The sequence below is a fragment of the Ferriphaselus sp. R-1 genome (genome assembly GCF_000746095.1).
Lineage (GTDB): Bacteria > Pseudomonadota > Gammaproteobacteria > Burkholderiales > Gallionellaceae > Ferriphaselus.
The window spans coordinates 1-21,244 of sequence record NZ_JQKP01000017.1; the positions used below are offsets into that span (position 1 = coordinate 1).

At 61.6% G+C, this 21,244-nt stretch carries 25 protein-coding genes; 11 read left to right on the forward strand and 14 right to left on the reverse strand.

Annotated features, from left to right (window positions below; all coding sequences use genetic code 11):
- From DM08_RS09865 to DM08_RS09910, 10 genes are all read left to right on the forward strand, one after another.
- Positions 1–527 (forward strand): methyl-accepting chemotaxis protein (locus tag DM08_RS09865; RefSeq protein WP_035384506.1); only part of this gene is annotated, 527 nt, incomplete at its 5' end.
- A gap of 30 nt (positions 528–557) precedes the next feature.
- Positions 558–1,439, forward strand: a complete 882-nt coding sequence (locus DM08_RS09870) for a CheR family methyltransferase (protein ID WP_035384553.1) — start codon at positions 558–560, stop codon at positions 1,437–1,439.
- A complete protein-coding gene (cheD, locus tag DM08_RS09875; RefSeq protein ID WP_035384507.1) occupies positions 1,440–2,048 on the forward strand; it encodes a chemoreceptor glutamine deamidase CheD in 609 nt (202 codons plus the stop codon).
- A gap of 17 nt (positions 2,049–2,065) precedes the next feature.
- On the forward strand, positions 2,066–3,136 hold the full coding sequence (locus tag DM08_RS09880; RefSeq protein ID WP_035384508.1) for a protein-glutamate methylesterase/protein-glutamine glutaminase: 1,071 nt from the start codon (positions 2,066–2,068) through the stop codon (positions 3,134–3,136).
- A gap of 88 nt (positions 3,137–3,224) precedes the next feature.
- Positions 3,225–3,533: an STAS domain-containing protein gene (locus tag DM08_RS09885; protein WP_035384509.1), complete on the forward strand. Its 309-nt coding sequence runs from the start codon at positions 3,225–3,227 to the stop codon at positions 3,531–3,533.
- A 13-nt stretch (positions 3,534–3,546) separates the two neighbouring features.
- Positions 3,547–5,274, forward strand: coding sequence for a fused response regulator/phosphatase (locus DM08_RS09890; protein ID WP_081908855.1), 1,728 nt, complete (start codon positions 3,547–3,549; stop codon positions 5,272–5,274).
- Between the two features lie 125 nt (positions 5,275–5,399).
- A complete protein-coding gene (flhB, locus tag DM08_RS09895) occupies positions 5,400–6,563 on the forward strand; it encodes a flagellar biosynthesis protein FlhB (protein ID WP_035384511.1) in 1,164 nt (387 codons plus the stop codon).
- A 35-nt stretch (positions 6,564–6,598) separates the two neighbouring features.
- Entirely contained in the window at positions 6,599–7,087 is a 489-nt protein-coding gene (locus tag DM08_RS09900) for a low molecular weight protein-tyrosine-phosphatase (protein ID WP_035384512.1), read from the forward strand.
- Positions 7,084–9,093 (forward strand): site-specific recombinase, encoded by a 2,010-nt coding sequence (locus tag DM08_RS09905; protein WP_237560266.1) that lies wholly within the window; start codon positions 7,084–7,086, stop codon positions 9,091–9,093. Before DM08_RS09900 ends, DM08_RS09905 begins: the two co-directional genes overlap by 4 nt.
- A gap of 2 nt (positions 9,094–9,095) precedes the next feature.
- Positions 9,096–9,992 carry a DUF3025 domain-containing protein gene (locus DM08_RS09910; protein WP_051938100.1) on the forward strand — a complete coding sequence of 299 codons (897 nt, stop codon included), beginning with the start codon at positions 9,096–9,098 and terminating at the stop codon, positions 9,990–9,992.
- Here DM08_RS09910 and hpnE read toward each other — a convergent pair.
- The 12 genes from hpnE to DM08_RS09965 form a co-directional block, all read right to left on the reverse strand.
- Positions 9,917–11,308 carry a hydroxysqualene dehydroxylase HpnE gene (gene hpnE, locus DM08_RS09915; protein ID WP_255358318.1) on the reverse strand — a complete coding sequence of 464 codons (1,392 nt, stop codon included), beginning with the start codon at positions 11,306–11,308 and terminating at the stop codon, positions 9,917–9,919. The genes DM08_RS09910 and hpnE overlap by 76 nt on opposite strands.
- Before the next feature lie 48 nt (positions 11,309–11,356).
- The gene (locus DM08_RS09920; RefSeq protein WP_081908856.1) at positions 11,357–11,794 is read right to left on the reverse strand and encodes an endonuclease domain-containing protein; all 438 of its coding nucleotides are present in this window, start codon (positions 11,792–11,794) and stop codon (positions 11,357–11,359) included.
- Complete coding sequence (gene hpnD, locus DM08_RS09925; protein WP_035384514.1) at positions 11,779–12,612, reverse strand: presqualene diphosphate synthase HpnD; 834 nt, start codon at positions 12,610–12,612, stop codon at positions 11,779–11,781. The genes DM08_RS09920 and hpnD overlap by 16 nt, the downstream gene beginning before the upstream one ends.
- Positions 12,613–12,625: 13 nt before the next feature.
- Positions 12,626–12,865, reverse strand: coding sequence for a DUF2442 domain-containing protein (locus DM08_RS09930; RefSeq protein WP_035384515.1), 240 nt, complete (start codon positions 12,863–12,865; stop codon positions 12,626–12,628).
- 4 nt (positions 12,866–12,869) lie between these two features.
- Positions 12,870–13,124, reverse strand: a complete 255-nt coding sequence (locus DM08_RS09935; protein ID WP_035384516.1) for a DUF4160 domain-containing protein — start codon at positions 13,122–13,124, stop codon at positions 12,870–12,872.
- Between the two features lie 3 nt (positions 13,125–13,127).
- Positions 13,128–13,943, reverse strand: a complete 816-nt coding sequence (gene hpnC / locus DM08_RS09940) for a squalene synthase HpnC (RefSeq protein WP_035384517.1) — start codon at positions 13,941–13,943, stop codon at positions 13,128–13,130.
- A gap of 137 nt (positions 13,944–14,080) precedes the next feature.
- The gene (prmB, locus tag DM08_RS09945; protein ID WP_035384518.1) at positions 14,081–14,998 is read right to left on the reverse strand and encodes a 50S ribosomal protein L3 N(5)-glutamine methyltransferase; all 918 of its coding nucleotides are present in this window, start codon (positions 14,996–14,998) and stop codon (positions 14,081–14,083) included.
- Positions 14,995–16,134 (reverse strand): succinyl-diaminopimelate desuccinylase, encoded by a 1,140-nt coding sequence (gene dapE / locus DM08_RS09950; RefSeq protein WP_035384519.1) that lies wholly within the window; start codon positions 16,132–16,134, stop codon positions 14,995–14,997. Before dapE ends, prmB begins: the two co-directional genes overlap by 4 nt.
- A 163-nt stretch (positions 16,135–16,297) precedes the next feature.
- Positions 16,298–16,645 (reverse strand): ArsC family reductase, encoded by a 348-nt coding sequence (locus tag DM08_RS09955; RefSeq protein ID WP_035384520.1) that lies wholly within the window; start codon positions 16,643–16,645, stop codon positions 16,298–16,300.
- A gap of 9 nt (positions 16,646–16,654) precedes the next feature.
- The gene (locus tag DM08_RS12915; protein WP_152555822.1) at positions 16,655–17,074 is read right to left on the reverse strand and encodes a hypothetical protein; all 420 of its coding nucleotides are present in this window, start codon (positions 17,072–17,074) and stop codon (positions 16,655–16,657) included.
- Positions 17,075–17,121: 47 nt separating this feature from the next.
- Positions 17,122–17,946 (reverse strand): 2,3,4,5-tetrahydropyridine-2,6-dicarboxylate N-succinyltransferase, encoded by an 825-nt coding sequence (gene dapD, locus DM08_RS09960; RefSeq protein WP_035384521.1) that lies wholly within the window; start codon positions 17,944–17,946, stop codon positions 17,122–17,124.
- A gap of 45 nt (positions 17,947–17,991) precedes the next feature.
- On the reverse strand, positions 17,992–19,143 hold the full coding sequence (locus tag DM08_RS09965) for a Do family serine endopeptidase (RefSeq protein ID WP_035384522.1): 1,152 nt from the start codon (positions 19,141–19,143) through the stop codon (positions 17,992–17,994).
- Between the two features lie 37 nt (positions 19,144–19,180).
- Between DM08_RS09965 and DM08_RS09970 the strand changes: the two genes are divergently transcribed.
- Positions 19,181–19,927, forward strand: coding sequence for a Nif3-like dinuclear metal center hexameric protein (locus tag DM08_RS09970; protein ID WP_035384523.1), 747 nt, complete (start codon positions 19,181–19,183; stop codon positions 19,925–19,927).
- On the opposite strand, the gene DM08_RS09975 is transcribed toward DM08_RS09970, so the two are convergent.
- Positions 19,924–20,562 carry a hypothetical protein gene (locus DM08_RS09975; RefSeq protein ID WP_035384524.1) on the reverse strand — a complete coding sequence of 213 codons (639 nt, stop codon included), beginning with the start codon at positions 20,560–20,562 and terminating at the stop codon, positions 19,924–19,926. The two genes, DM08_RS09970 and DM08_RS09975, sit on opposite strands and share 4 nt — an antisense overlap.
- Positions 20,563–20,574: 12 nt before the next feature.
- The gene (locus DM08_RS09980; protein WP_035384525.1) at positions 20,575–21,162 is read right to left on the reverse strand and encodes a GbsR/MarR family transcriptional regulator; all 588 of its coding nucleotides are present in this window, start codon (positions 21,160–21,162) and stop codon (positions 20,575–20,577) included.
- Positions 21,163–21,244 lie beyond the last annotated feature (82 nt).

The window sequence follows — 21,244 nt, forward strand, 5'->3', positions numbered from 1 at the left end:
CGGCCCGTGCGGGCGAACAGGGTCGGGGATTTGCGGTGGTGGCATCGGAGGTACGCAACCTGGCGCAACGGTCTGCGGCGGCGGCGAAAGAGATCAAGAGCTTGATCGGTGACTCGGTGGACAAGGTGACGGTGGGCACCGAGCTGGTAGGACAGGCCGGGAAGACGATGGAAGAAGTGGTGACGGCGGTGAAGCGTGTGACCGACATCATGGCGGAGATCAGCGCGGCCTCGGCAGAACAGAGTGCGGGTATCGAGCAGGTCAACCGGGCGATCAGCCAGATGGATGACGTGACGCAGCAGAACGCGGCTCTGGTGGAAGAGGCGGCTGCCGCTGCCGAATCCATGGAAGAGCAGGCCCAGCAACTGGCCAGCATGATGTCGACTTTCAGATTGGCAGGCGGCGGGCAGCGCGAAAGCCGTGCTACGCAGCTGTTGTCGGCTCGGCCCGCCGAACGGCGCGGCGCGGCGCGTGCCAAACCAGTCGCCATCAGTCACACCAGTGAAGAAGAGTGGGAAGAGTTCTGATCGACTGGGTGAGAGGCGATGGGCGATGACATGATCTTGAAGGTGGGCCGTGAGTTTCAGTTCACGTCCAGAGACTTCGAGCGCATCCGCAAGCTGATCTACGATCATGCCGGGATATCGCTCAATGACAGCAAGCAGGAGTTGGTGTACAGCCGTTTGTCACGCCGCTTGCGAGCCACCGGGCTGGCGACTTTCGCCGACTACCTGAGGTTGCTGGAGAGCAATGACGAGCAGGAGTGGGAGGCATTCACCAATTCGCTGACGACCAATCTGACCGCGTTCTTTCGGGAACCTCACCATTTCCCGCTGTTGGCGGAGCATCTGAAGGCGCGCAAGGGCAAGGGGCCCATAACGCTGTGGTGTTCGGCCTCGTCAACGGGTGAAGAGCCTTACTCGATGGCGATAACCGCCGCCGAAACCTTCGGCACCTTGACCCCACCGGTCAGTATCATCGCCACGGATCTGGATACACATGTGCTGGAGAAGGCCAGAGCCGGGGTGTACACGGAGGACCGCATCAGCAAGATGGACCCTGATCTGGTCAAGCGCTATTTTCAGCGTGGTGTCGGCAGGCAGGACGGATTCGTGCGCGTCCGTCAGGAGCTGAGGAGCATGATCACCTTCCGCCAAGTCAATCTGTTGGCCAGGGACTGGTCGCTGCGAGGTCCGCTGGATGCGATATTCTGCCGCAATGTCATGATCTATTTCGACAAGCCGACCCAGTTGGAGATACTGAGGCGGTTCGTTCCCTTGTTGCGTAGCGATGGACTGCTGTTCGCCGGACATTCGGAGAGCCTCCATCATGCGGAAGAGTATTTCAGGCTGCGTGGCAAGACGGTGTATGAGCTGGCGCAAAAATATCAGGTGCAGCAAGTCAGGGATGAAGCGCGGCAACGCGGTCAGGGGGGATAGATGGACAGCGGTGTCGAGGAAGTCCTGTCGCCCAATCTGTATTTTGACGCGAACTTCAACATAGAGGCAGTCAAGATATTGCCGGGTGAGTACTACATCACCTCCCGTGACATGATGTTGGTGACGACCTTGGGGTCGTGTGTCGCCGCCTGTATCCGAGACAAGGTGAGTGGAGTGGGCGGAATGAACCACTTCATGCTGCCTGACAATCGGCTGGATGCCAATCAGGTAGCGGGAGCCCCGGCCAGATACGGAGCATATGCGATGGAGGTCCTGATCAACCAGCTGCTGAAGATCGGTGCGCGCCGGGTCAATCTGGAGGCTAAGCTGTTTGGTGGGGGCAGCGTGTTGCGCGGATTCACTACGGCGAACGTAGGGCGGCGCAATGTGGATTTTGCGATCGACTATCTGAGGACCGAGAGGATACCCATCGTGGCGCAAGACCTGCTCGATATCTATCCGCGCAAGGTGTACTTCTTTCCGCATACCGGGAAAGTGAAGATGAAGAAGCTGCTGAACGTCCACAATGACACCATCGTGGCGCGCGAGCAAAGCTATAGTGCCAAACTCAGGACAGCCGATGTCCAAGGGGAAGTGGAGTTGTTTTGATGGGCCTGGCTGCAATAATGAAACCCAAGATCAAAGTGCTGGTGGTGGACGACTCGGCGCTGGTGCGCAGCATCCTGACCGAGGTCATCAACAGTTTTGATGATATGCAGACAGTCGGTGTGGCGAGTCATCCCTTACAGGCGCGCGAGATGATCAAGACGCTCAATCCGGATGTGATGACGCTGGATGTGGAGATGCCGCAGATGGATGGGTTGACCTTCCTGGAAAAGGTCATGCGCTTGCGACCCATGCCCGTACTGATGATCTCTAGCCTGACCGAGCGCAGTTCGGCGGTCGCGCTCCGGGCCTTGGAGCTGGGTGCGGTGGACTTCGTTGCCAAGCCCAAGCTGGGCATCGCCGATGGTCTGCGCGGCTATGCCGACGAGATCGCCGAAAAGATCCGGACGGCGTACATGACCCGACCAGTACGTCGGGTGGGCACGGCCCCGGCAGTGGCCGGCCAGTTGCCGACGCTGGGCAGCAAGTTCGCCTCGACAGAGAAGATCATCCTCGTCGGAGCGTCCACCGGCGGGACCGAGGCGATCAAGGAGTTCCTCATGCCGATGCCCGCCGATACGCCGGCCATCCTGATCACCCAGCATATGCCGGAAGCGTTCACCCGTTCGTTCGCCGAGCGTCTGGATGGCTTGTGTCGCATCACGGTCAAGGAGGCGGTCGACGGCGAGCGGGCACTTCCGGGGCACGCCTATATCGCACCGGGCCATTCCCACTTGCTGGTCAAACGCAGTGGAGCCAACTACGTCACGGCGCTGAGCCAGTCCGCTCCGGTTAACCATCATCGACCGGCGGTAGAGGTGTTGTTCCGGTCAGCGGCGCAGAACGTCGGTAACAACGCCCTGGGGGTCATGCTGACGGGTATGGGCAAGGACGGCGCAGTGGCGATGCTGGAGATGAAACAGGCCGGAGCCTATAACTTCGCGCAGGATGAGGCGACGTGCGTGGTGTTCGGGATGCCGCGCGAGGCCATCGCAGTCGGGGCTGTGGACGAGATCGTCCCGATACAGGGTATGGCGCAACGGGTGATGGGCAGGTTGATGCAGATGGGGGCAGGAACGACCAGAGTTTGACTTGGTCGGGTAACGTGGCGCACCGAGTCATGGTATGGTGGCCGTCCGGATGTCCGGGGCAGGCCGAGGATCAGAACAGGAGGAACAGATGGAAACCAGCGTAAGGACTTCAAACGGTATGGCGGAGTTGCATATCAAAGGGCGCTTCGATTTCAGTCGGCACCGTGGTTTCAAGGATGAATATGAACCATTGATCGGTAACGACCAGATCAATGTCATCGCCGTTAACCTGTCCGGCGTGGACTACATGGACAGCTCGGCGCTGGGGATGTTGCTCATGTTGCGGGACCGTGCACTGGGGGCGAACAAGAAGGTCGTCTTAAACAATCCCAACCATACTGTTGCGCAGATACTGGATATCGCTAACTTTGACAAACTGTTCACCATCAATAAGTGAGTTGGGGCCGGTCATGAGACAGCAGGGATTGCGGGTTCTAGTAGTAGATGATGCGCAGTCTCAACGCGTCGTGCTGGAGGTCATGCTCCGGCAGATGGGGCACACCCCCCTGCTGGCGGAGAGTGGCCGTGAGGCGATCGAGCTGTTCCGGGAACATGTGCCGGATGTGGTCCTGGTCGATGTCGTGATGCCCGAGATGGACGGCTTCGAAACGGTACGCATCCTGCGCAGCATTGCGCGACACTGGGTGCCCCTCGTCTTTGTCAGCGGCAAGGTCGAGAACCAGAGCATCGTGCAGGGACTTCAGTGCGGAGCGGATGACTACCTGGTCAAACCCATCAATTACTACATTCTGGAAGTCAAGCTGAAGGCCTTGAGCCAACGTATCCAGATGACCAACCAACTGGCCGTGCAGAACAGGCGGCTGGCTGACTATAAAGAGAAGAGTGAGGATGAGAGCCGGCTCGCACAGGAGTTTATGCGGCGCCTGGCTGCCTTCGACAAAATCTGCGATCCGCTGGTCAACTTTCATCTGCTGCCAGCCGAGGACTTCAGTGGCGATTTGATCGCGGTCGCGCGTACGCCAGCCGGCCAGTTGCACGTGATGTTGGCCGACAGCACCGGGCATGGACTGACCTCGGCGCTGGCGGTGATGCCGGTGCTGCAGCCCTTTCAGGTGATGTCGCTGAAAGGATTCAGTATTTCCGCCATCGCCGAGGAGATCAACCGCAAGGTCAGGGAATATCTCCCGCAGAACCGTTTCGTGGCCACCATCCTGTTGTCACTGGATACCGAGAATCGCATGATCGAGGTATGGAACGGCGGTTGCCCTCCCCCCATCCTGCTGAATCCTGAAGGCGAGGTATGGTGCAAGTTTGCCTCGACCCACCTGCCGCTGGGCATCCTCCCCGCAGAGCAGTTCGACGACGTGGTCGAGCGCTATTGCTACGGTGAGAGGCCGTGCCAGATGGTGATGTCCTCGGATGGGGCGGTCGACTGTGCCGACCATACCAGCCTTGAGCGTGGCATGGAAAGCCTGCTGGACTCTGCCAGAGGCGTGGCGCCGGACGGGCGCTTGGGGGCGATGTTGACGATGCTGGACAGCAGGCTTGCCACGCTGGAGTCGCGCGACGACATCGCACTTATCTTCGTCGATTGCCCCGTCAACGTGCGGGCCGATCTCCTGCCCGCTCAGGCAGCGCATCCGGTCATGGATGGGGACGGATCGGCAGGCTGTGTCACATCAGAGATAGAGTGGCAGTTCGCGTTGACGCTGACGGCACCGCAATTGAAACGCCTGGATGTGGTGCCCCTGTTGCTCAATCTGGTCAACCAGATCGAGCCGGAGAATGCGGGGGTGGCCGGTAAGTTGTTTCTGGTGATGTCGGAGTTATTCAACAATGCTTTGGACCACGGCCTGCTCAAGCTGGATTCCACGCTGAAACATGATTCGACCGGCATGGAGCGTTACTACGAGCAGCGCATCTCACGCCTCAAGCAACTGGAACACGGGGAGATATTCATCGGTCTGGAGAAAGTATGTTCCGGCTCCGGGATGAATGTCCGTGTTACGTTCCGCGATAGCGGTGATGGTTTCGACCATGCGTCCCTGTGTGAGGCCACTCAGGATGTCGATGAGCGCCGTCATGGCCGGGGCATCGCACTGGTGCAGAGTCTCAGTCACTCGGTCGAGTTCCTTGCCGGAGGAGCCGAAGTGAGGGTGACTCTACCTTTGGCCTGACCCGGCACCGTCGCCGGGGATTCCAGGCACGCGACCTGGCAATACAGAAGGGTTTTTCACCCGTTGTTTTCGGGTTCGGGCGGCTGCGTCCCACACGATAATCTGCCGCAGGAAAGGAGTGCGCGGTGGCCGAAGACAGTGACCTTGAACGAACGGAAGACCCCTCAGAACGACGACTTGAACAGGCGCGCGAAGAAGGGCAGATTGCCCGTTCGCGCGAGCTCAACACCTTCGCCGTGATGATGGCGGGCGGAGCCGGGCTGTGGCTGATGGGCAGCGCGCTGAACACCAGCATGCTCAAACTGCTGCACGATGGCTTGAGTGTGACCCGTGACCTCGCTTTCAAGCCGGAGCTGTTGTTGCCGCACCTGTTCGACCTGGCCAGCGCGGTGCTGCTGGCCTTTGCCCCGCTGCTGCTGTTGCTCATGGTGGTCGCCCTGTTCTCGCCCATGCTGCTGGACGGCTGGGTGTTCAGCACCAAGGCGTTGCAGCCCAACTTCTCGCGCATGAATCCCTTTTCCGGTATCGCCCGCATGTTCTCCAGCCACGGGCTGATCGAACTGGTCAAGGCGCTGGCCAAGGCCTTGTTGATCGGAGGCATCGCTGCCTGGGTGATCTGGAAGAACCGCGAGGTCTACCTGCTGCTGTCCACCGAGGCACCCAAAGTTGCCATCCCGCATCTGGCGACACTGATGTGGGCTTGCTTCCTGGCCGTGATGGGCGGCTTGGCGCTGATCGCCATGATAGACGTGCCGTTCCAGCTCTACGAACACCACAAGAAGCTGAAGATGACCAAGGAAGAGGTGCGCCAGGAGGCCAAGGAAAGCGAAGGAAATCCCGAGGTCAAGGGCCGTATCCGCAGCATGCAGCGCGAGATGGCGCGCCGTCGCATGATGGCGGCGATCCCGACTGCCGATGTGGTGGTGACCAACCCGACGCACTTCGCCGTCGCCCTCAAGTACAGCGAGACCGGGATGCGTGCGCCCATCGTCGTCGCCAAGGGGACACATCTGCTGGCCGCCCGCATCCGCGAGGTCGCCACCGAGCACAACGTCCCCATTCTGGAAGCACCACCGCTGGCGCGTGCCCTGTACAAGCATTGCGAGCTGGAGCAATCCATTCCCGAAGCGCTGTACAACGCCGTGGCGCAAGTGCTGGCCTACGTCTATCAGTTGCGCAACTACAAGAAGGTGGGCGGCGCGGCACCCGAGCTGCCGCAGGAGTTGCCGGTGCCCGAGGGCATGGATCCCGGGGTGATCGAGAATCCTCCGGAGGCTGAGGGCGGATAAGGTAGGATAGCCACTCCGCATCATTGTATCGTTCTATGGAAAAAGACATCCAAGCGTCCGTGCTGTTCGTCTGCATGGGCAACATTTGCCGGTCACCGACAGCGGAAGCGGTGTTCCGCGCACGTGTCGAGGCGGCAGGGCTGATCCGGCATATCGCCATCGACTCGGCGGGCACGCACGACTATCACATCGGCGAGCCGCCGGATGCGCGCACCCAGCGGGCGGCGCGGCAACGCGGCTATGACATGAGTGGGCTGCGCGGTCGCCAGGTCGGACCGGCGGATTTCCTGAAGTTCGACTATGTGCTGGCGATGGATCAAGCCAACCTTGCCATCCTGCGCCGCCTGCGCCCCGGGCAGGCGGACAGCCATCTGGGACTGTTTCTGGATTTCGCCCGCAGCCACGCCGAGCGCGAAGTGCCCGATCCCTATTACGGCGGGGCGGAAGGGTTCGAGCGGGGGCTGGACATGGTCGAGGATGCGGCTGAGGGGCTGCTGACTCACGTCCGGCAGCGCTGGGCATGACTCGGATGGATACCATGATGCTGGAACACGCCCTGCGATCGACCCTGCAGCCGGAGACTCCGCCGGAGACGGCATTGGCGCTGCTGATCGCGGCGATCCGTCCTGAGGCACCTGAGAATCACGAGGATCTGGCGCTGCATCTACAGGCGCTGTGCGGCGTGTTGAGTGCCCGTGCCGACTATCGCCAGGGGCTGCGGCAGGCGCTGATGAGCGTGCTGGAGCATGGCCGTCAGATCAGCCTGTACGCGGAATCCGGCATCCTGCCCAACACCGGCTTCTTCTCCGAGCTGTCGCGGCGCATCAGCCGCTTCTTCCTGCCGGATGTCGTGGACAGCCGCTATCTCAAGGATACGCTGAGCGTCATTTTCGCCCGGGCTGACGACTTCCTGTGGTTGGAGAGCATCACGCTGGAACAGTGGCAGGCGCTCTATGCCGCGCTCGACCTCAGTGGCTCGCAGGTGCGTGATGCGCTGGGGCGTACCCGCCACGAGATGCTGGAGGCGGTGCAAGTGCTCTCGTTCCGCATCGCCGCCATCGGTCTGGATCCCGAATTGCTGCGCAACCAGCCCGAACTGGAGGAGTTCGAGTCGCCGTTCCTGACGCAGAACGTCGAGGTGCGCCATTATCTGGACGACTACAACCGCTATCTGGCCGAGCCGACCTACCCGGCGCAGGATGACAAGCACGTCCATGTCTTGCTGGGGCAATGCCGCGATGCGCTGGCCAAGGTCAAACGCATCGCCTTGCAGCGCGGCACCAGCATCACGCTGACCTACAAGCTGCGCCGGTTGGAGCAGAACATCGCGCGCATGGAGGCCTTGCTGGGGGTGCTTGCCGACTGGCGCGCCGAACAGGGCGGCCCGTCTTTGTTCATGCGTTCGGTGACGCTGTTGTGCGAGCTGGTGCGTGAGGAGAACCGCAAAAATAATCTGCGCGACCATTTTCGCCAGACGCTGGACATGGTGGCGCTGCGCATCACCGAGAACGCCAGTCGCACCGGCGAACACTACATCACCGAGACCCGCCGCGAGTATTTCGCCATGCTGCGTTCCGCGCTGGGGGGCGGGCTGGTGATCGGCTTCATGGCGCTGTTCAAGGTGTATCTGGCCAAGCTGCATCTGGCCCCGCTCAACGAAGCCATCGCTTTCTCGCTCAACTACTCCTTCGGCTTCATGCTGATCCATGTACTGGGCTTCACCGTGGCGACCAAGCAACCGGCGATGACGGCGGCGGCCATCGCGGCCAGCATCGACGAAGCGGGCGGCAAGTCGCGCGACCTGGTCAACCTGGTCGCGCTGATCGCGCGCACGGTGCGCAGCCAGATCGTCGCCATCATCGGCAACATCGGCATGGTGATCCCGGTGGCGATGCTGATCGACGGTGCGGTGTTGCTGGCCAGTGGCGAACATTTGCTGACGGTGGAAAAGGCGGGCCATGTGCTGGACAGCATCAGCCCGTTCGGCATGACCCTGGTCTATGCCGCCATGGCCGGACTGTGCCTGTTCCTGGCCGGGCAGATCGCCGGCTATTACGACAATCTGTGCGTCTACAACCGCATCCCCGAACGTCTCAAGCAGCTGCGCTGGTTGCGCCGCTGGCTGGGCGAGGCCAGACTGGGACGGGTTGCGGACTATGTCGAGAACAATCTGGGCGCGCTGGCCGGTAACTTCTACTTCGGCCTGCTGCTGGGCGGCATGGCAGCCATCGGCGTGCTGTTCGGCGCGCCGGTGGACATCCGCCACATCACCCTGTCGGGCGCGTATTGGGGTTTCTCGCTGGTGGCGCTGGAATGCCAGCTTGACTGGCAAACGGCGGTCGTGGCTCTGCTCGGCGTGCTGATGATAGGCTTCGTCAACCTGACCGTCAGCTTCGGTTTCGCCTTGACCGTGGCGCTCAAGGCGCGCCAGGTCAGCGTCGAGCAGGGCGGCTGGCACTTGATGCGCAAGGTGCTGCAACGCTTCTGGCAGTCGCCGCGCGAATTTCTCATGCCGCCGCGCGGCGAGTAGTCATGGCCAAGTCTGGCCGCTCCAGCGCCGATCACCCTTGGCAGCCGCAGTCCCTGCTCGCTTCGCCTCTGTTCGCGGCGCTGTGGCCGGTCATCCGCCGCATGCCTGCGGATCGCTTCCCCGCCCTGGAGGATTGCAACGCACAACTGGCAGCGCGACAGCCCGCCATCACGGTGAGCCGGGGGCTGCCCATCCGTTGCGTGCCGCAGGCGCAGGGGAAACAGGCGTTCGAGGCGCAGTACGAGCCGCGCTGCTACCTCACCGGCGAGGTGCAGACCCGCGCCGACAACTGGCACGACCTGCTCAACGCACTGGTGTGGCTGACCTTCCCGAAGGCCAAGGCGGCGATTAACGCGCGCCATTACCGGGCGCTGACCGTAGCGTCTGCGGGCGAATTTTCCAGCCAGCGCGGAGCGGTACGCGACACCAACACCCTGCTGGACGAGTCCGGCGTGATCGTGGCCTATGCTGACGATGAACTGGCCGGACTACTGCGCGACTTCCGCTGGAAGGCGCTGTTCTGGCAGCGCCGCGAGCAGGTGCGCCAGCGCATGGGTTTCTTTCTGTTCGGGCACGGCCTGTACGAAAAAGCCTTGCAGCCCTATGTCGGCATGACCGGGCAGGGCTGGCTGTTGCGCGTCGAAGCGGGATTCTTTGTCTGGCCACTGGAACGGCAACTGGCGCATCTGGATGAGTCGCTGGCGAGCTATCTGGCCGAACCTGAGCACGGCTGCAGCACGCGCGAACTGGCTCCGGTTCCCCTGCTCGGCGTGCCGGGTTGGTCGGTGGAGAACGAGCGCGAGGGGTATTACGACAACGTGGCTTACTTCCGCTCCGGCAGGCAGAGTGATGCGCAGCGCACGCCGCTCATCACCGCGCCTTCCAGCGTTGCCGGATAGTCCCCTGCCGTGTAGTCGCCCGCCAGGAACAAGCCGGGCAGGGCGGTGCGCTGGTCGGGGCGAGCCAGATTCGGCGCGCAGCAGAAGGTGGCGCGCTTTTCCGCGATGACCTGATGCCACAAAGGCTGGGACGGGAAGCCGAATTCCTCATGCAACTCCGCCGTCACTCGCGCCGCCAGCTCGGTGTGGCTCCAGCCCTGATGCTTTCCTTCGGCGCTGATGACGCTGGCGATCAGCCCGTGTTGCCCGGCGATCATGCCCTTGTCGAACAGCCATTGGCTGATGCGCTGATGCAGGCCGAGCATGGGCTGCGGAAGGGTGGCGGCGGAGCCGCCGGGCACACACCGGCGTACTCCTTGCGGGTGCGAAGGCAACCGGGTCTCGGCGGGATATTGCAGGTAGACGGTGTAGATCGGCTGATGCTGCAGCGCCTCGATCTGCGCCACCGCTGCGGCCAGTTCCGGCAGTGGGCGCAGCAACCGAGCGGCCACCACGGGCGGCGCGGCGCAAACCACCTGGCTGAAACGTTGTACGCCCAGCGGCGTTTCCAGCTCGAAACCGCCCTCGATCGGCGTGATGCGTTCCACGCCACAAGACAGATGCACCGCGCCGCCGTGTTCGGTCACAAAGCGCGCGGCACGTTGCGGGAACAGCGCAGTGAAATCCAGTCGAGGCAGCAACATGTCCGAATCGGCGCGGCGGCGGTCGAGCGCATCGCGCAGCACATTGAGCAACACCTGCGCCGAAGCCTGGTCTATGGGCGTGTTCAGCGCCGCGATGGTGAGCGGCTCCCAAAACTTAAAGGCGAGGTCGTCATCCTGACCACGCTGCGCCAGCAGTTCGGCGACGGTACAGTCCTGCTTTAAACGGAAGCCGGACAGGCGCAGCCCCAGCATGAAACGCGCCGCTTTGAGCCGCTCAGCCCAGCTTAGTCCTTCAGCACTTGCCAATGCCACCAGCAGATGCAACGGAGCAGGCAGGCGCGGGGCATGTAGGGTGAAGTGGCCGTGTAGATCGAGCTGCAGCGGAAGCCGCAGAAAATCCTGCTCGACATTGCCGCCTACCATTTCGATCAGCCGCAGCGTTTCGCGGTAGCAGCCCAGCAGCAGGTGCTGGCCGTTGTCGAGTTGGGTATCGTTATGAACGACACCCCGCGCCCGCCCCCCCAGTTGCTTGGCACTCTCGAACACGGTAACGCTGACCCCGCGCGCCGCCAGCTCAACCGCCGCTGCCATGCCCGCATAGCCGCCGCCGATAATTCCGATTTGCGAGGGAACTGCCGGCTTTCTACCCCCATCCCGACCTTCCCCCTGCAAGGGGGAAGGAGTTTGGATTGTTGTTAGCTTCAAGGTTGTTGCTCCCCTTTATTCTGACTTCTTATTCTGACTTCGCGCAGCTCCCTCCCCCTTGCAGGGGGAGGGCTGGGGAGGGGGTAGAAGCTGTACGTGTTCAAGGATCTTTATTAAAACACCCTCCAAATTACCCAGCACTTCGTGATTCCAGAAGCGCTGTACCGTCCAGCCCTGCAAAGCAAGAGCAGCTGAGCGAGAGTCATCGTAGGTTTGCTGAACTTGATGTTGTCCACCATCCACTTCAATCACCAACTTCAATTCCACACAGGCGAAGTCTGCGATGTATCCAGCAATCGGGTGCTGGCGGCGGAAGCGTAATCCAAGCAATTGTTGGCGGTTGAGGTGATGCCACAGATGCCTTTCGGCATCCGTCATCTCGCGCCGCATTTGGCGTGCTCGTGCGGTGATTTTCGGCGCGATCCTTCGGTGCTGTCTTAGTTCTTCCACCATGCCTTGAGCGCCAGCCACAGCTTGTATCTGGGCGTGAGCGAGACGCGTTCTTTCAGGACGTGGCAGCCGCTGGCAACGATCTCGTCGAGGACTGCACGGTATATCTCTGCCATGATGAGGCCGACGCGCTGCGCCTTGCGGTCGGCGTGGGGAAGTTCGCTCAGCGCTTGGTCGTAGAACTTCTGCGCGCGTTCGATCTGGAAGGCCATCAGTCGCTGGAATTCCGGCGTTTCCTTGTAGTCCAGGATGTCGTTGGTGTGCACGCCGAACCTGGCTAACTCGTCCAGTGGCAGGTAGATGCGACCGCGCCGTGCGTCTTCGCCCACGTCGCGGATGATGTTGGTGAGCTGGAAGGCGATGCCCAGGTCGTGGGCGTATTTCAGCGTCTTGCGGTCGGTGTAGCCGAAGATTTCCGCCGAGAGCAGGCCCACCACCGAGGCGACGCGGTAGCAATACAGTTGCAGCGACTTGAAATCGTCGTAGCTGTGGCGGTTGAGGTCCATCTCCATCCCGTCGATGATCTCCAGCAGGTGCTCCTGCGGCAGCTTGTACTGCTGCACCACCGGCACCAGCGCCTGACACACCGGATGCTGCGGCTTCCCAGTGTAAATTTCCTCTACCTGCCCGCGCCACCAAGCCAGCGTAATGCGCGCCACGTTCTCGTCCGAGCACTCGTCCACCACATCGTCCACCTCGCGGCAGAAAGCATACAGCGCCGTCATCGCCTGACGTCTTTCGGGCGAGAGGAAGCGGAAGCTGCTGGTGAAACTGGAGCCGCTCTTGGCGGTCTTGTCCTGGCAGTATTCGTCAGGGGTCATGGGCGGATTCGATTTAGTGGTGGCACAAATGGTGGGACTCGGCCCAGCGGTATAGGGTTTGCGGCTCGATATCGATCTTGCCATCGTTGAATTGCAGGCAGCCCCATTCTTGATCAATCTGAGCCGTCGCCAGGTCGGTAGCGACGACATGCTCGGCAATGAGCGGGGCCAGGTCGGTCTCGACCACCGTGCCATTGGCGAAGGTCAGGCTAAAAACATAACCGCCGCGCTGTTCAAACCGTATCAGTTTCATCTTGCTACTCCAAAGGTTGTACCGGATGAAATTTTTGCGTATCCCAAATCTCGATCAGTTCGGCCTGATGCAACTCAGCCCACTCGCGCACTAACTGGAAGCACTTGTTCGGCAACTTGCCATCGATCAGTTCCAGCGTTGTCAGACTCATGACGGCTTCGTGATCGCCGTATTTGATGTGAATGTGACGCGGCGGATGTTCCCGGTCGATCAGGAACATGCGAATGATGATGCCGTAAAAACGAGCAAGCTCGGGCATGACTCAAATCCGGAACGGGGCACTTTGGGCCAGCATGATAACCCAGTCCAGCGGCTTGAGGACGGGGCGGCGCTGGAACATGTCGTAGTCTGCCGCCTCCAGTTTGTCGAGGATGCGCAGGCCACCGGCAATGATGAGGCGCATCTCCAGACCGATGCGGCCAGTGAGGATGCTGCCCAGCGGCGCGCCGGAGAGCATCAGCGCGCGGGCGCGATCCACTTCGAAGCGCATCAACTCGCGCCAGGCGGCGTCGGCTTGTCCCGCCGCGATTTGTGCCTCGCTCACGCCGTAGCGCGCCAAATCTTCCTGCGGCAGGTAGACGCGGCCGATGGCCCAGTCCTTGTTCACGTCCTGCCAGAAATTGATGAGTTGCAAGCTGGTGCAGATCGCGTCGCTGTAGCGCAGGTTCACCTCGCTCGCCTCGTCGTACAGGTGCAGCATCAAGCGGCCCACCGGGTTGGCCGAGCGGCGGCAGTAGTCCAGCAGCCCGGCGTAATCGGCGTGGCGCTTCTGCACCACGTCCTGGCTGAAGGCGTTGAGCAGGTCGCGCAAGGGTTGCAACGGCAGCCGGAATTCCGCCACGACCTGTGCCAGATCGCGGAATAGTGGTGTCTCGGGGGGGGAGCCGGATGCGATGCGATCCAGCTCGGCGCGGAAAGCGTCCAGCTTCGCCAGCCGCTCAGCGGCAGGCGCATCGCCCTCATCGGCGAAATCGTCCGCCTGCCGAGCGAAGTGGTAAATGACCTCCACCGGCCTGCGCAGCCGCTTGGGCAGCAGGATGGACGCGACGGGGAAGTTCTCGTAGTGGTCGACAGCCATGGAATTACGTCATTCCCGCGAAAGCGGGAATCCAGTCATCAAAGAAGTTTCCGCGTAGCGGGCAGCATAGTTTTGCCCCGCTACGCGGGTTTGTTTTTTCAACTGGATTCCCGCTTTCGCGGGAATGACGGCACACATCAGCGTCCGCCTGGCAAATCTTCCCGCTTCAGCAGGAAGACGAACTCGTCTCCTGCCGCGACTTGCAGCCAGATAAAGGGCAGCTCGGGATAGGCGGCTTCGAGGGCGGCGCGGTTGTGGCCGATTTCGACGATGAGCAGGCCGCCGGGGTGGAGGTGGTCGGCGGCGTGGGCGATGATTTCGCGGGTGGCATCCAGGCCATCTGCGCCGCTGCCCAGCGCCAGTTCCGGCTCGTGCAGGTATTCCGGCGGCAGGGCGTCCACCGATTCGGCGTCCACGTAGGGCGGGTTGCTGAGGATGATGTCGTAGCGTTCGCCGTCCAGCGCAGCGAAGAGGTCGGATTGCACCAGCCGAACCCGATCACCCAGCCCGTAGTCGTCCACGTTGTGCTCGGCCACGGCCAGAGCATCTTCCGACAAATCCACCGCATCGACTTCGGCATTGGGGAAGCTGTGGGCGGCGAGGAGGGCGAGGCAACCGCTGCCGGTGCACAGGTCCAGCACGCTGATGACGTTCTCTGGTTCCTCCACCCAGGGCGCGAGGCCGTCGCGCAGCAGTTCGGCGATGAAGGAGCGCGGCACGATGACGCGCTCGTCCACATAAAAATGGAACTCGCCCAGCCAGGCTTCGTGCGTCAGGTAGGCGGCGGGGACGCGCTGTTCGACGCGGCGGCGCAGCAGGTCGAGCAGAGCCTGGCGTTCGCGTGCGGTGATGCGCGTATCGAGGAATGGCTCCAGCGTATCCAGCGGCAAGTGCAGCGTGTGCAGGATCAGGTAGGCCGCCTCGTCATAGGCGTTGTCGCTGCCATGGCCGAACGACAGTTCGGCCTCGTTGAACGCGCTGACGCTGAAGCGCAGCCAGTCGCGCAGAGTGAGCAGCTCGTGGGTGTCGTTGAAAGCGTGCAGGGCGGCGCTCATGGTTTGTTCACCAGCAAGGCTTCCAGCGTCAGTCGGTAGATGTCGGACAGCGCGTCGAGGTCGGCCACGGCCACGCACTCGTTCACCTTGTGGATGGTGGCGTTGAGCGGGCCGAGTTCGATGATCTGGTCGCAGATGTCGGCAATGAAGCGGCCATCGGAGGTGCCGCCGCTGGTGGAGAGTTCGGTGTCCAGGCCGGTGACCTGCTTGATCGCCGCCGCCACCGCATCCACCAGGTCGCCGCGCGGGGTGAGGTAGGGCTTGCCGGAGGAGTTTTCCCACTCCAGATCGTATTCTAGGCCGTGCTTATCGAGGATGGCGGTGAAGCGCGACTTCAGGCTGTCCACCGTGCTGGCGGTGGAGTGACGGAAGTTGAACAGCATTTCCACCGTGCCGGGGACGACGTTGGTGGCCCCCGTGCCGCCGTGGATGTTGGAGATCTGCCAGGAGGTCGGCGGGAAGTATTCGTTGCCCTCGTCCCACACCGTGGCGGCCAGTTCGGCGATGGCGGGGGAGGCGAGGTGGATGGGGTTCTTCACCAGATGCGGGTAGGCGATGTGGCCCTGCACGCCCTTGACGGTGAGCTTGCCGGAGAGCGAGCCACGACGGCCATTCTTGATGGTGTCGCCAGTTTTGGAGACGGAAGTCGGCTCGCCGACGATGCAGTAATCCAGCCGCTCCTTGCGTTCGGCCAGCGCCTCGACCACGCGCACCGTGCCGTCCGTGGCAATGCCTTCCTCGTCCGAGGTCAGCAGCAGAGCGATGGAACCTTGGTGCTCGGGATGGTCGGCGACGAAGCCTTCGATGGCGGTGACGAAGGCGGCCAGCGAACCCTTCATGTCCGACGCACCGCGCCCGTACAACATGCCGTCGCGCACCGTGGGCGTGAACGGATCACTGTCCCAGCGGTTCACCGGTCCGGTCGGCACCACGTCGGTATGCCCGGCGAAACAGATCACCGGCCCGCTATGCCCGCGCCGCGCGTAGAGATTGTCCACCTCGCTGTGGCGCATCTTTTCCAGATCGAACCCCAGCGGCGCGAGACGCGCACCGATGATGTCCAGACAGCCGTCATCCCACGGAGTGAGGGATTTGCGGGCGATGAGTTGCTTGGTTAGGTCTAGGGTTTTGTTCATGGCTTCATTCTTTGGGTTAAGCGGCGTTATGCAGTGCCGTCATTCCGGCGCAGGCCGGAATCCAGTGGCGCGCAAGGCGCGCCGGTGTTTGATTGCTGGATACCGGCCTGCGCCGGTATGACGAAGGTGTGCGTGACGCATTCTCCGTTATTGGTGTATCGGGTCAAGCAGGAATCTTCTCGTAATCAGTTTCACTAAATCCGGTCGCCAGCACACGGCCGTCTTGCACCAGCACCGGGCGCTTGATGATGTTGGGCTGTTGCAGCATCAGTGCCAGCGCGGAGGCGTCGTCTTGTACGCCAGCCTTTACTTCCGGCGGCAGCTTACCCCAGGTCGGGCCGGTCTTCTTTAGCAGCTTCTGCCAGCCGACCTGCTTCAGCCAGTCGGCCAGCAGCGCTTCGGTCACGCCCTGTTTCTTGAAGTCGTGGAACTCGTATGCGACGCCGCGTGCCGCCAGCGCCGCACGGGCTTTCTTCACGGTGTCGCAGTTGGGGATGCCGTAGAGTTTCATAGAGGTTCTTTATTCGTTAGTTGATGCTGCACTGCGATGAGTCAGTTGCCATGTTACTGCTACGAAAAATATTGTTGCCAGAATATAAAAACAGACGGATGAAACCTCTATTACAAAAGGCTCAATGGAACCTGAAAATCCAGAGCAGGATGAACAGTTATGGTCATGTGAATATGGCCATGGATAACCCTGCTCCCAAACCTGAAACCAGAAGTAGTGGTCAGTGGCATAGCTCACCCCAATGGTTAAAACCAAAAATGCCAATGATTGTGCGCGAAGAGCAGCACGTTTTGTAAAGAAGAGAATCCCGCTTGCAAGCAACACTAGTATTGCTGAGCCGATATGAAGTGCAAGCTCATTGTTTGTCGCTAGATAAAATACCGACAGCGACGAGACAATCACGCCGAGAGATTTGAGCGTAATGATCAATACTCTCGGCATGGAATATAGAGCAGCACTACTGCGTCAATATTTAGTTAAATGCCGCGCAGCAGTTCGTTGATGCCGACCTTGCCCAGGGTCTTGGCATCCACCTTCTTCACGATCACGGCGCAGTACAGGCTGTAGCTGCCGTCCTTGGAGGGCAGGTTGCCGGAGACGACGACGGAGCCAGCGGGGACGCGGCCGTAGTGCACTTCGCCGGTTTCGCGGTCGTAGATCTTGGTGGATTGGCCGATGTACACGCCCATGGAGATCACCGAGCCTTCTTCCACGATCACGCCTTCGACGACTTCGGAGCGCGCGCCGATGAAGCAGTTGTCTTCGATGATGGTGGGGTTGGCTTGCACGGGTTCCAGCACGCCGCCGATGCCGACGCCGCCGGACAGGTGCACGTTCTTGCCGATCTGGGCGCAGGAGCCGACGGTGGCCCAGGTGTCGACCATTGCGCCTTCGTCGACGTAGCCGCCGATGTTCACGTAGGAGGGCATCAGCACCACGTTCTTGGCGATGTAGGAGCCACGGCGCGCGGCGGCGGGCGGCACGACGCGGAAGCCGCCTTCACGGAAATCGCGGCTGTTGTAGTCGGCGAACTTGCTGGGCACTTTGTCGAAATAGTTGGTGAAGCCGCCCTTGATGAAATTGTTGTCTTCGATGCGGAACGACAGCAGCACGGCTTTCTTGATCCACTGGTGGGTGGTCCAGTTACCCACACTGACGCGCTCGGCGACCCGCAGCTTGCCGGAATCCAGCCCGGCGATGACGGTGTTGATGGCTTCCTTGAGTTTGGAGTCGACGGTGCGCGGGGTGATCTCGGCGCGGCGTTCAAAGGCTTCTTCGATGATGTTCTGTAAGTCTTGCATGGTCGTTTCCTGAGGTTAAATTGATGGGGATAGTTGCGGAACGGGTTATTTGTTGCGTGGCTTGGGGCGCTTGCCGATTTTTACCTGGGCGACCACTTCGTTCTGGTTGCGCAGCAAGTGCAGCACGGCCATCTTGCCCGGCGGCAGAGCGGCGATGGCTTCCAGCATGGAGGTAGAGTCGGTCAGCTCTTTGTCGCCCACCGCCAGCAGGATGTCACCGGCACGGACACCGGCTTGCTCGGCGGGGCCGCCGCGCACGACTTCCGAGATCAGTACGCCGCTGCGGTTGCCCAGCTTGAACGAGTCGGCCAGTTCGGGGGTGAGCTCCTGGATGGCGACACCGATCCAGCCGCGCGTGACCGAGCCGGTCTGGATGATCTGTTCCATTACCTTCTTGGCGGTGCTGACCGGGATGGCGAAGCCGATGCCGAGCGAGCCGCCGTTGGGCGAATAGATGGCGCTGTTGATGCCGATCAGGTTGCCGTTCACGTCCACCAGCGCACCGCCGGAGTTGCCGGGATTGATGGCGGCATCGGTCTGGATGAAGTTCTCGAAGGTGTTCAGGCCGAGGTGGTTGCGCTTGAGCGCGCTGACGATGCCCATGGTGACGGTCTGGCCGACACCGAAAGGGTTGCCGATGGCGAGTACCACGTCGCCGACCTGAGCTTTGTCGGAATGACCGAAGGTGATGGCAGGCAGGCCGCCGGGCAGGTCGATCTTGATGACGGCGAGGTCGGTCTCGGGGTCGGAGCCGATGATGCGCGCCCGCGCGTTGCGGCCATCGGCCAGGGCGACCTCGATCTGGTCGGCGGATTCGACCACGTGGTGATTGGTGATGATGTAGCCGTCGTCGCTGACGATGACCCCGGAACCCAGGCTGTTGCTGCGTTCGGTGGCGGCATCGTCATACTGGTCGCCGAAGAAGAAGCGGAAGCGCGGGTCGTCCAGCAGTGGGTTGGCTTTGACTTCGGTGCTGGTGTAGATGTTGACCACCGAGGGCATGACCTTCTTCGCGGCAGTGCTGAAGCCCGTGCCGGGGAGTTGGCTGCCGGTCTCGGCGGCATCCTCGTGCAAGGTGACGATGCCGCCGCTGCTGGCCGCCTTGGGTAGCAGTTCGGGGCGCAGCGTGTGGATGATGAACAGGACGGCCAAGCCGATGGTGGTGGCCTGGGCGAACAGGAGCCAGAATTTGCGCATGGTATGATGGCGTAACCCGAGATTCAGGAGTTTTATTATGTTGTTGAGCGAGTTGCGCGATTATATCGGAAGCCTGCTGGAAGTCAGCCGTTTTCGCGATTACTGTCCGAACGGCATACAGGTCGAGGGGCGGGCGGAGGTCGCGCGCATCGCCACCGGCGTGACGGCCTCGCAGCGGTTGCTGGATGCGGCGCTGGCATGGGGGGCGGATGCGGTGCTGGTGCACCACGGCTATTTCTGGCGCGGCGAGGAGGCGACGCTGGTCGGCATCAAGAAGCAGCGCATCGCCAAGTTGCTGCGTGCCGATGTCAGTCTGCTGGCCTACCATCTGCCGCTGGATGCACACCCGGAACTGGGCAACAACGCACAGCTGGCCCGGCGGCTGGGCTGGGTCGAGCAGGGTGGCTTCGGGGATCAGGAGCTGGCTCGTTACGGCGCGGTGGCGCAGCCGAAATCGTTGGGTGAGCTGTCGCGTCAGGTCGCCGTGGTTTTGCAGCGGGAGCCGCTGGTGATCGGTGATGAAGCGCGCATCGTACGTCGCATCGCCTGGTGCAGCGGCGGTGCGCAAGACTATTTCGAGCAGGCGGTGGCTTTGGGTGCGGATGCTTATCTCACGGGTGAGATATCGGAGCGGCATGCGCATCTGGCGGAAGAGACGGGCGTGGCCTTCATCGCCGCCGGGCACCACGCCACCGAGCGTTTCGGTGTGCAGGCGCTCGGTGAGCACTTGCAGGCCCGATTCGGCATCGAGCACCAATTCTTCGATATGGACGTGCCGGTCTAGGCTTTTTTCAGGCTGCTGCGCAGCTGGTCCAGCGAGACCGTGGCGACGGGCGGCGACTGGTTCAGGGCGGAATTCGCGGCTTGCAGCGCCGGGGCATGCTCCAGCAAGATGCTCTGCCACCACTCCATCACCTCTGCCATCAGCGCGTCGGGACGCTCGGTCAAGCGCAGCAGGAAGTCCTTGCGGCGTGGATACAGCGAGGTCCATTGCCAGACCAGGAAGTTGTCGTTGCTCTTGAAGCCCTGCGTCAGCAGTTGGTCGCGCAAGGCGGTCACGGCGGGGAGCGCGGCCTGTTCGGGCGAGGGCGAGACGTTCCACATCAGCCCGGCGTAGATCCGGTGGGAGTCTCCCAGTAATTGCTGTTCCATGAAGGGGCGCAGGAAGACCCGCTGACCGCTGCGTGCTTGCAGATAGGTGCCGACCAGGCACTCTTCGGCGTTGCGATCTTCGGTCAGTTCGCAGAACCAGGGCAGATCGTGCATGGCGACGAGCTCATTCAGTGCGGCGTGCGTGTTGGCCCAGAAGCGGTTGTTCAGTCGCTGGCGGATGCCGTCGACCAGATCGGTGACGGACAAAGCCAGAGGCAGGTTCTCTTCCTGGGCAAAAAAATCGAGTACGGCTTGTTCTTCGTTCATGGGTGAGAGAGGTCAGTTACTGCTGGTGTCGGGTTGTTCTTCGCTGCGCATGAAGGACAGCAGTCGATTCTTCGCTTGCAGCAGTTTTTGCGCTTGGGAGCCCAGGCGCATCAGCGAGGTCAGGTCGTCGGTGCTCAGCTTCTGGATGTCGAGGAACCAGTCGTTGGACATCGAGATCAGGTCGTGCATGGCCTGCAAGCGATTCAGCACATGTTCGCCGTGGGGTGTTGTCGCGGATTCGAGCAGGCATTCCCGCAAGACGGTCAGCGTCGGTTCGACCTCACGCCGGCGGCGTTCATCGGCTAGTGTGCGGAAGATCTCCCATACATCCTCGGGTGCTCGGAAATACTCGCGGCGATCACCTGCCCGGTACTCCGAGCGCAACAATCGCCAGCTCTGCAACTCCTTCAGTCCGATACTCACGTTGGAGCGGGAGAACGTCAGCAGATGGGCCAAGTCGTCGGCATTCAGGGGTTCGGGTGAGATGTAAAGCAATGCATAAATCTGCCCGACAGTGCGGCTGATACCCCAGCGACTGCCCATCTCGCCAAAGTGATGAATGAAGCGCCAAGCGGTGCAAGAGAGGGTTTCGACTTCCATTTGCGAACTTTCAAGGATTTTTGAAATTTGTGCAACCTCTTTCTCGGAAAGGTTTTTTGCGGTGGCTGGCGGGGATGTCTTG

Bases quoted from the DNA above. Each gene is read 5' to 3' on its own strand.
- DM08_RS09870 (WP_035384553.1), top strand. From the start codon at position 558: ATGATCTTGAAGGTGGGCCGTGAGTTTCAGTTCACGTCCAGAGACTTC.
- cheD (WP_035384507.1), top strand. From the start codon at position 1,440: ATGGACAGCGGTGTCGAGGAAGTCCTGTCGCCCAATCTGTATTTTGAC.
- DM08_RS09880 (WP_035384508.1), top strand. From the start codon at position 2,066: ATGAAACCCAAGATCAAAGTGCTGGTGGTGGACGACTCGGCGCTGGTG.
- DM08_RS09885 (WP_035384509.1), top strand. From the start codon at position 3,225: ATGGAAACCAGCGTAAGGACTTCAAACGGTATGGCGGAGTTGCATATC.
- DM08_RS09890 (WP_081908855.1), top strand. From the start codon at position 3,547: ATGAGACAGCAGGGATTGCGGGTTCTAGTAGTAGATGATGCGCAGTCT.
- DM08_RS09900 (WP_035384512.1), top strand. From the start codon at position 6,599: ATGGAAAAAGACATCCAAGCGTCCGTGCTGTTCGTCTGCATGGGCAAC.
- DM08_RS09905 (WP_237560266.1), top strand. From the start codon at position 7,084: ATGACTCGGATGGATACCATGATGCTGGAACACGCCCTGCGATCGACC.
- DM08_RS09910 (WP_051938100.1), top strand. From the start codon at position 9,096: ATGGCCAAGTCTGGCCGCTCCAGCGCCGATCACCCTTGGCAGCCGCAG.
- DM08_RS09920 (WP_081908856.1), bottom strand. From the start codon at position 11,794: ATGGTGGAAGAACTAAGACAGCACCGAAGGATCGCGCCGAAAATCACC.
- hpnD (WP_035384514.1), bottom strand. From the start codon at position 12,612: ATGACCCCTGACGAATACTGCCAGGACAAGACCGCCAAGAGCGGCTCC.
- DM08_RS09930 (WP_035384515.1), bottom strand. From the start codon at position 12,865: ATGAAACTGATACGGTTTGAACAGCGCGGCGGTTATGTTTTTAGCCTG.
- DM08_RS09935 (WP_035384516.1), bottom strand. From the start codon at position 13,124: ATGCCCGAGCTTGCTCGTTTTTACGGCATCATCATTCGCATGTTCCTG.
- hpnC (WP_035384517.1), bottom strand. From the start codon at position 13,943: ATGGCTGTCGACCACTACGAGAACTTCCCCGTCGCGTCCATCCTGCTG.
- prmB (WP_035384518.1), bottom strand. From the start codon at position 14,998: ATGAGCGCCGCCCTGCACGCTTTCAACGACACCCACGAGCTGCTCACT.
- dapE (WP_035384519.1), bottom strand. From the start codon at position 16,134: ATGAACAAAACCCTAGACCTAACCAAGCAACTCATCGCCCGCAAATCC.
- DM08_RS09955 (WP_035384520.1), bottom strand. From the start codon at position 16,645: ATGAAACTCTACGGCATCCCCAACTGCGACACCGTGAAGAAAGCCCGT.
- dapD (WP_035384521.1), bottom strand. From the start codon at position 17,946: ATGCAAGACTTACAGAACATCATCGAAGAAGCCTTTGAACGCCGCGCC.
- DM08_RS09965 (WP_035384522.1), bottom strand. From the start codon at position 19,143: ATGCGCAAATTCTGGCTCCTGTTCGCCCAGGCCACCACCATCGGCTTG.
- DM08_RS09970 (WP_035384523.1), top strand. From the start codon at position 19,181: ATGTTGTTGAGCGAGTTGCGCGATTATATCGGAAGCCTGCTGGAAGTC.
- DM08_RS09975 (WP_035384524.1), bottom strand. From the start codon at position 20,562: ATGAACGAAGAACAAGCCGTACTCGATTTTTTTGCCCAGGAAGAGAAC.
- DM08_RS09980 (WP_035384525.1), bottom strand. From the start codon at position 21,162: ATGGAAGTCGAAACCCTCTCTTGCACCGCTTGGCGCTTCATTCATCAC.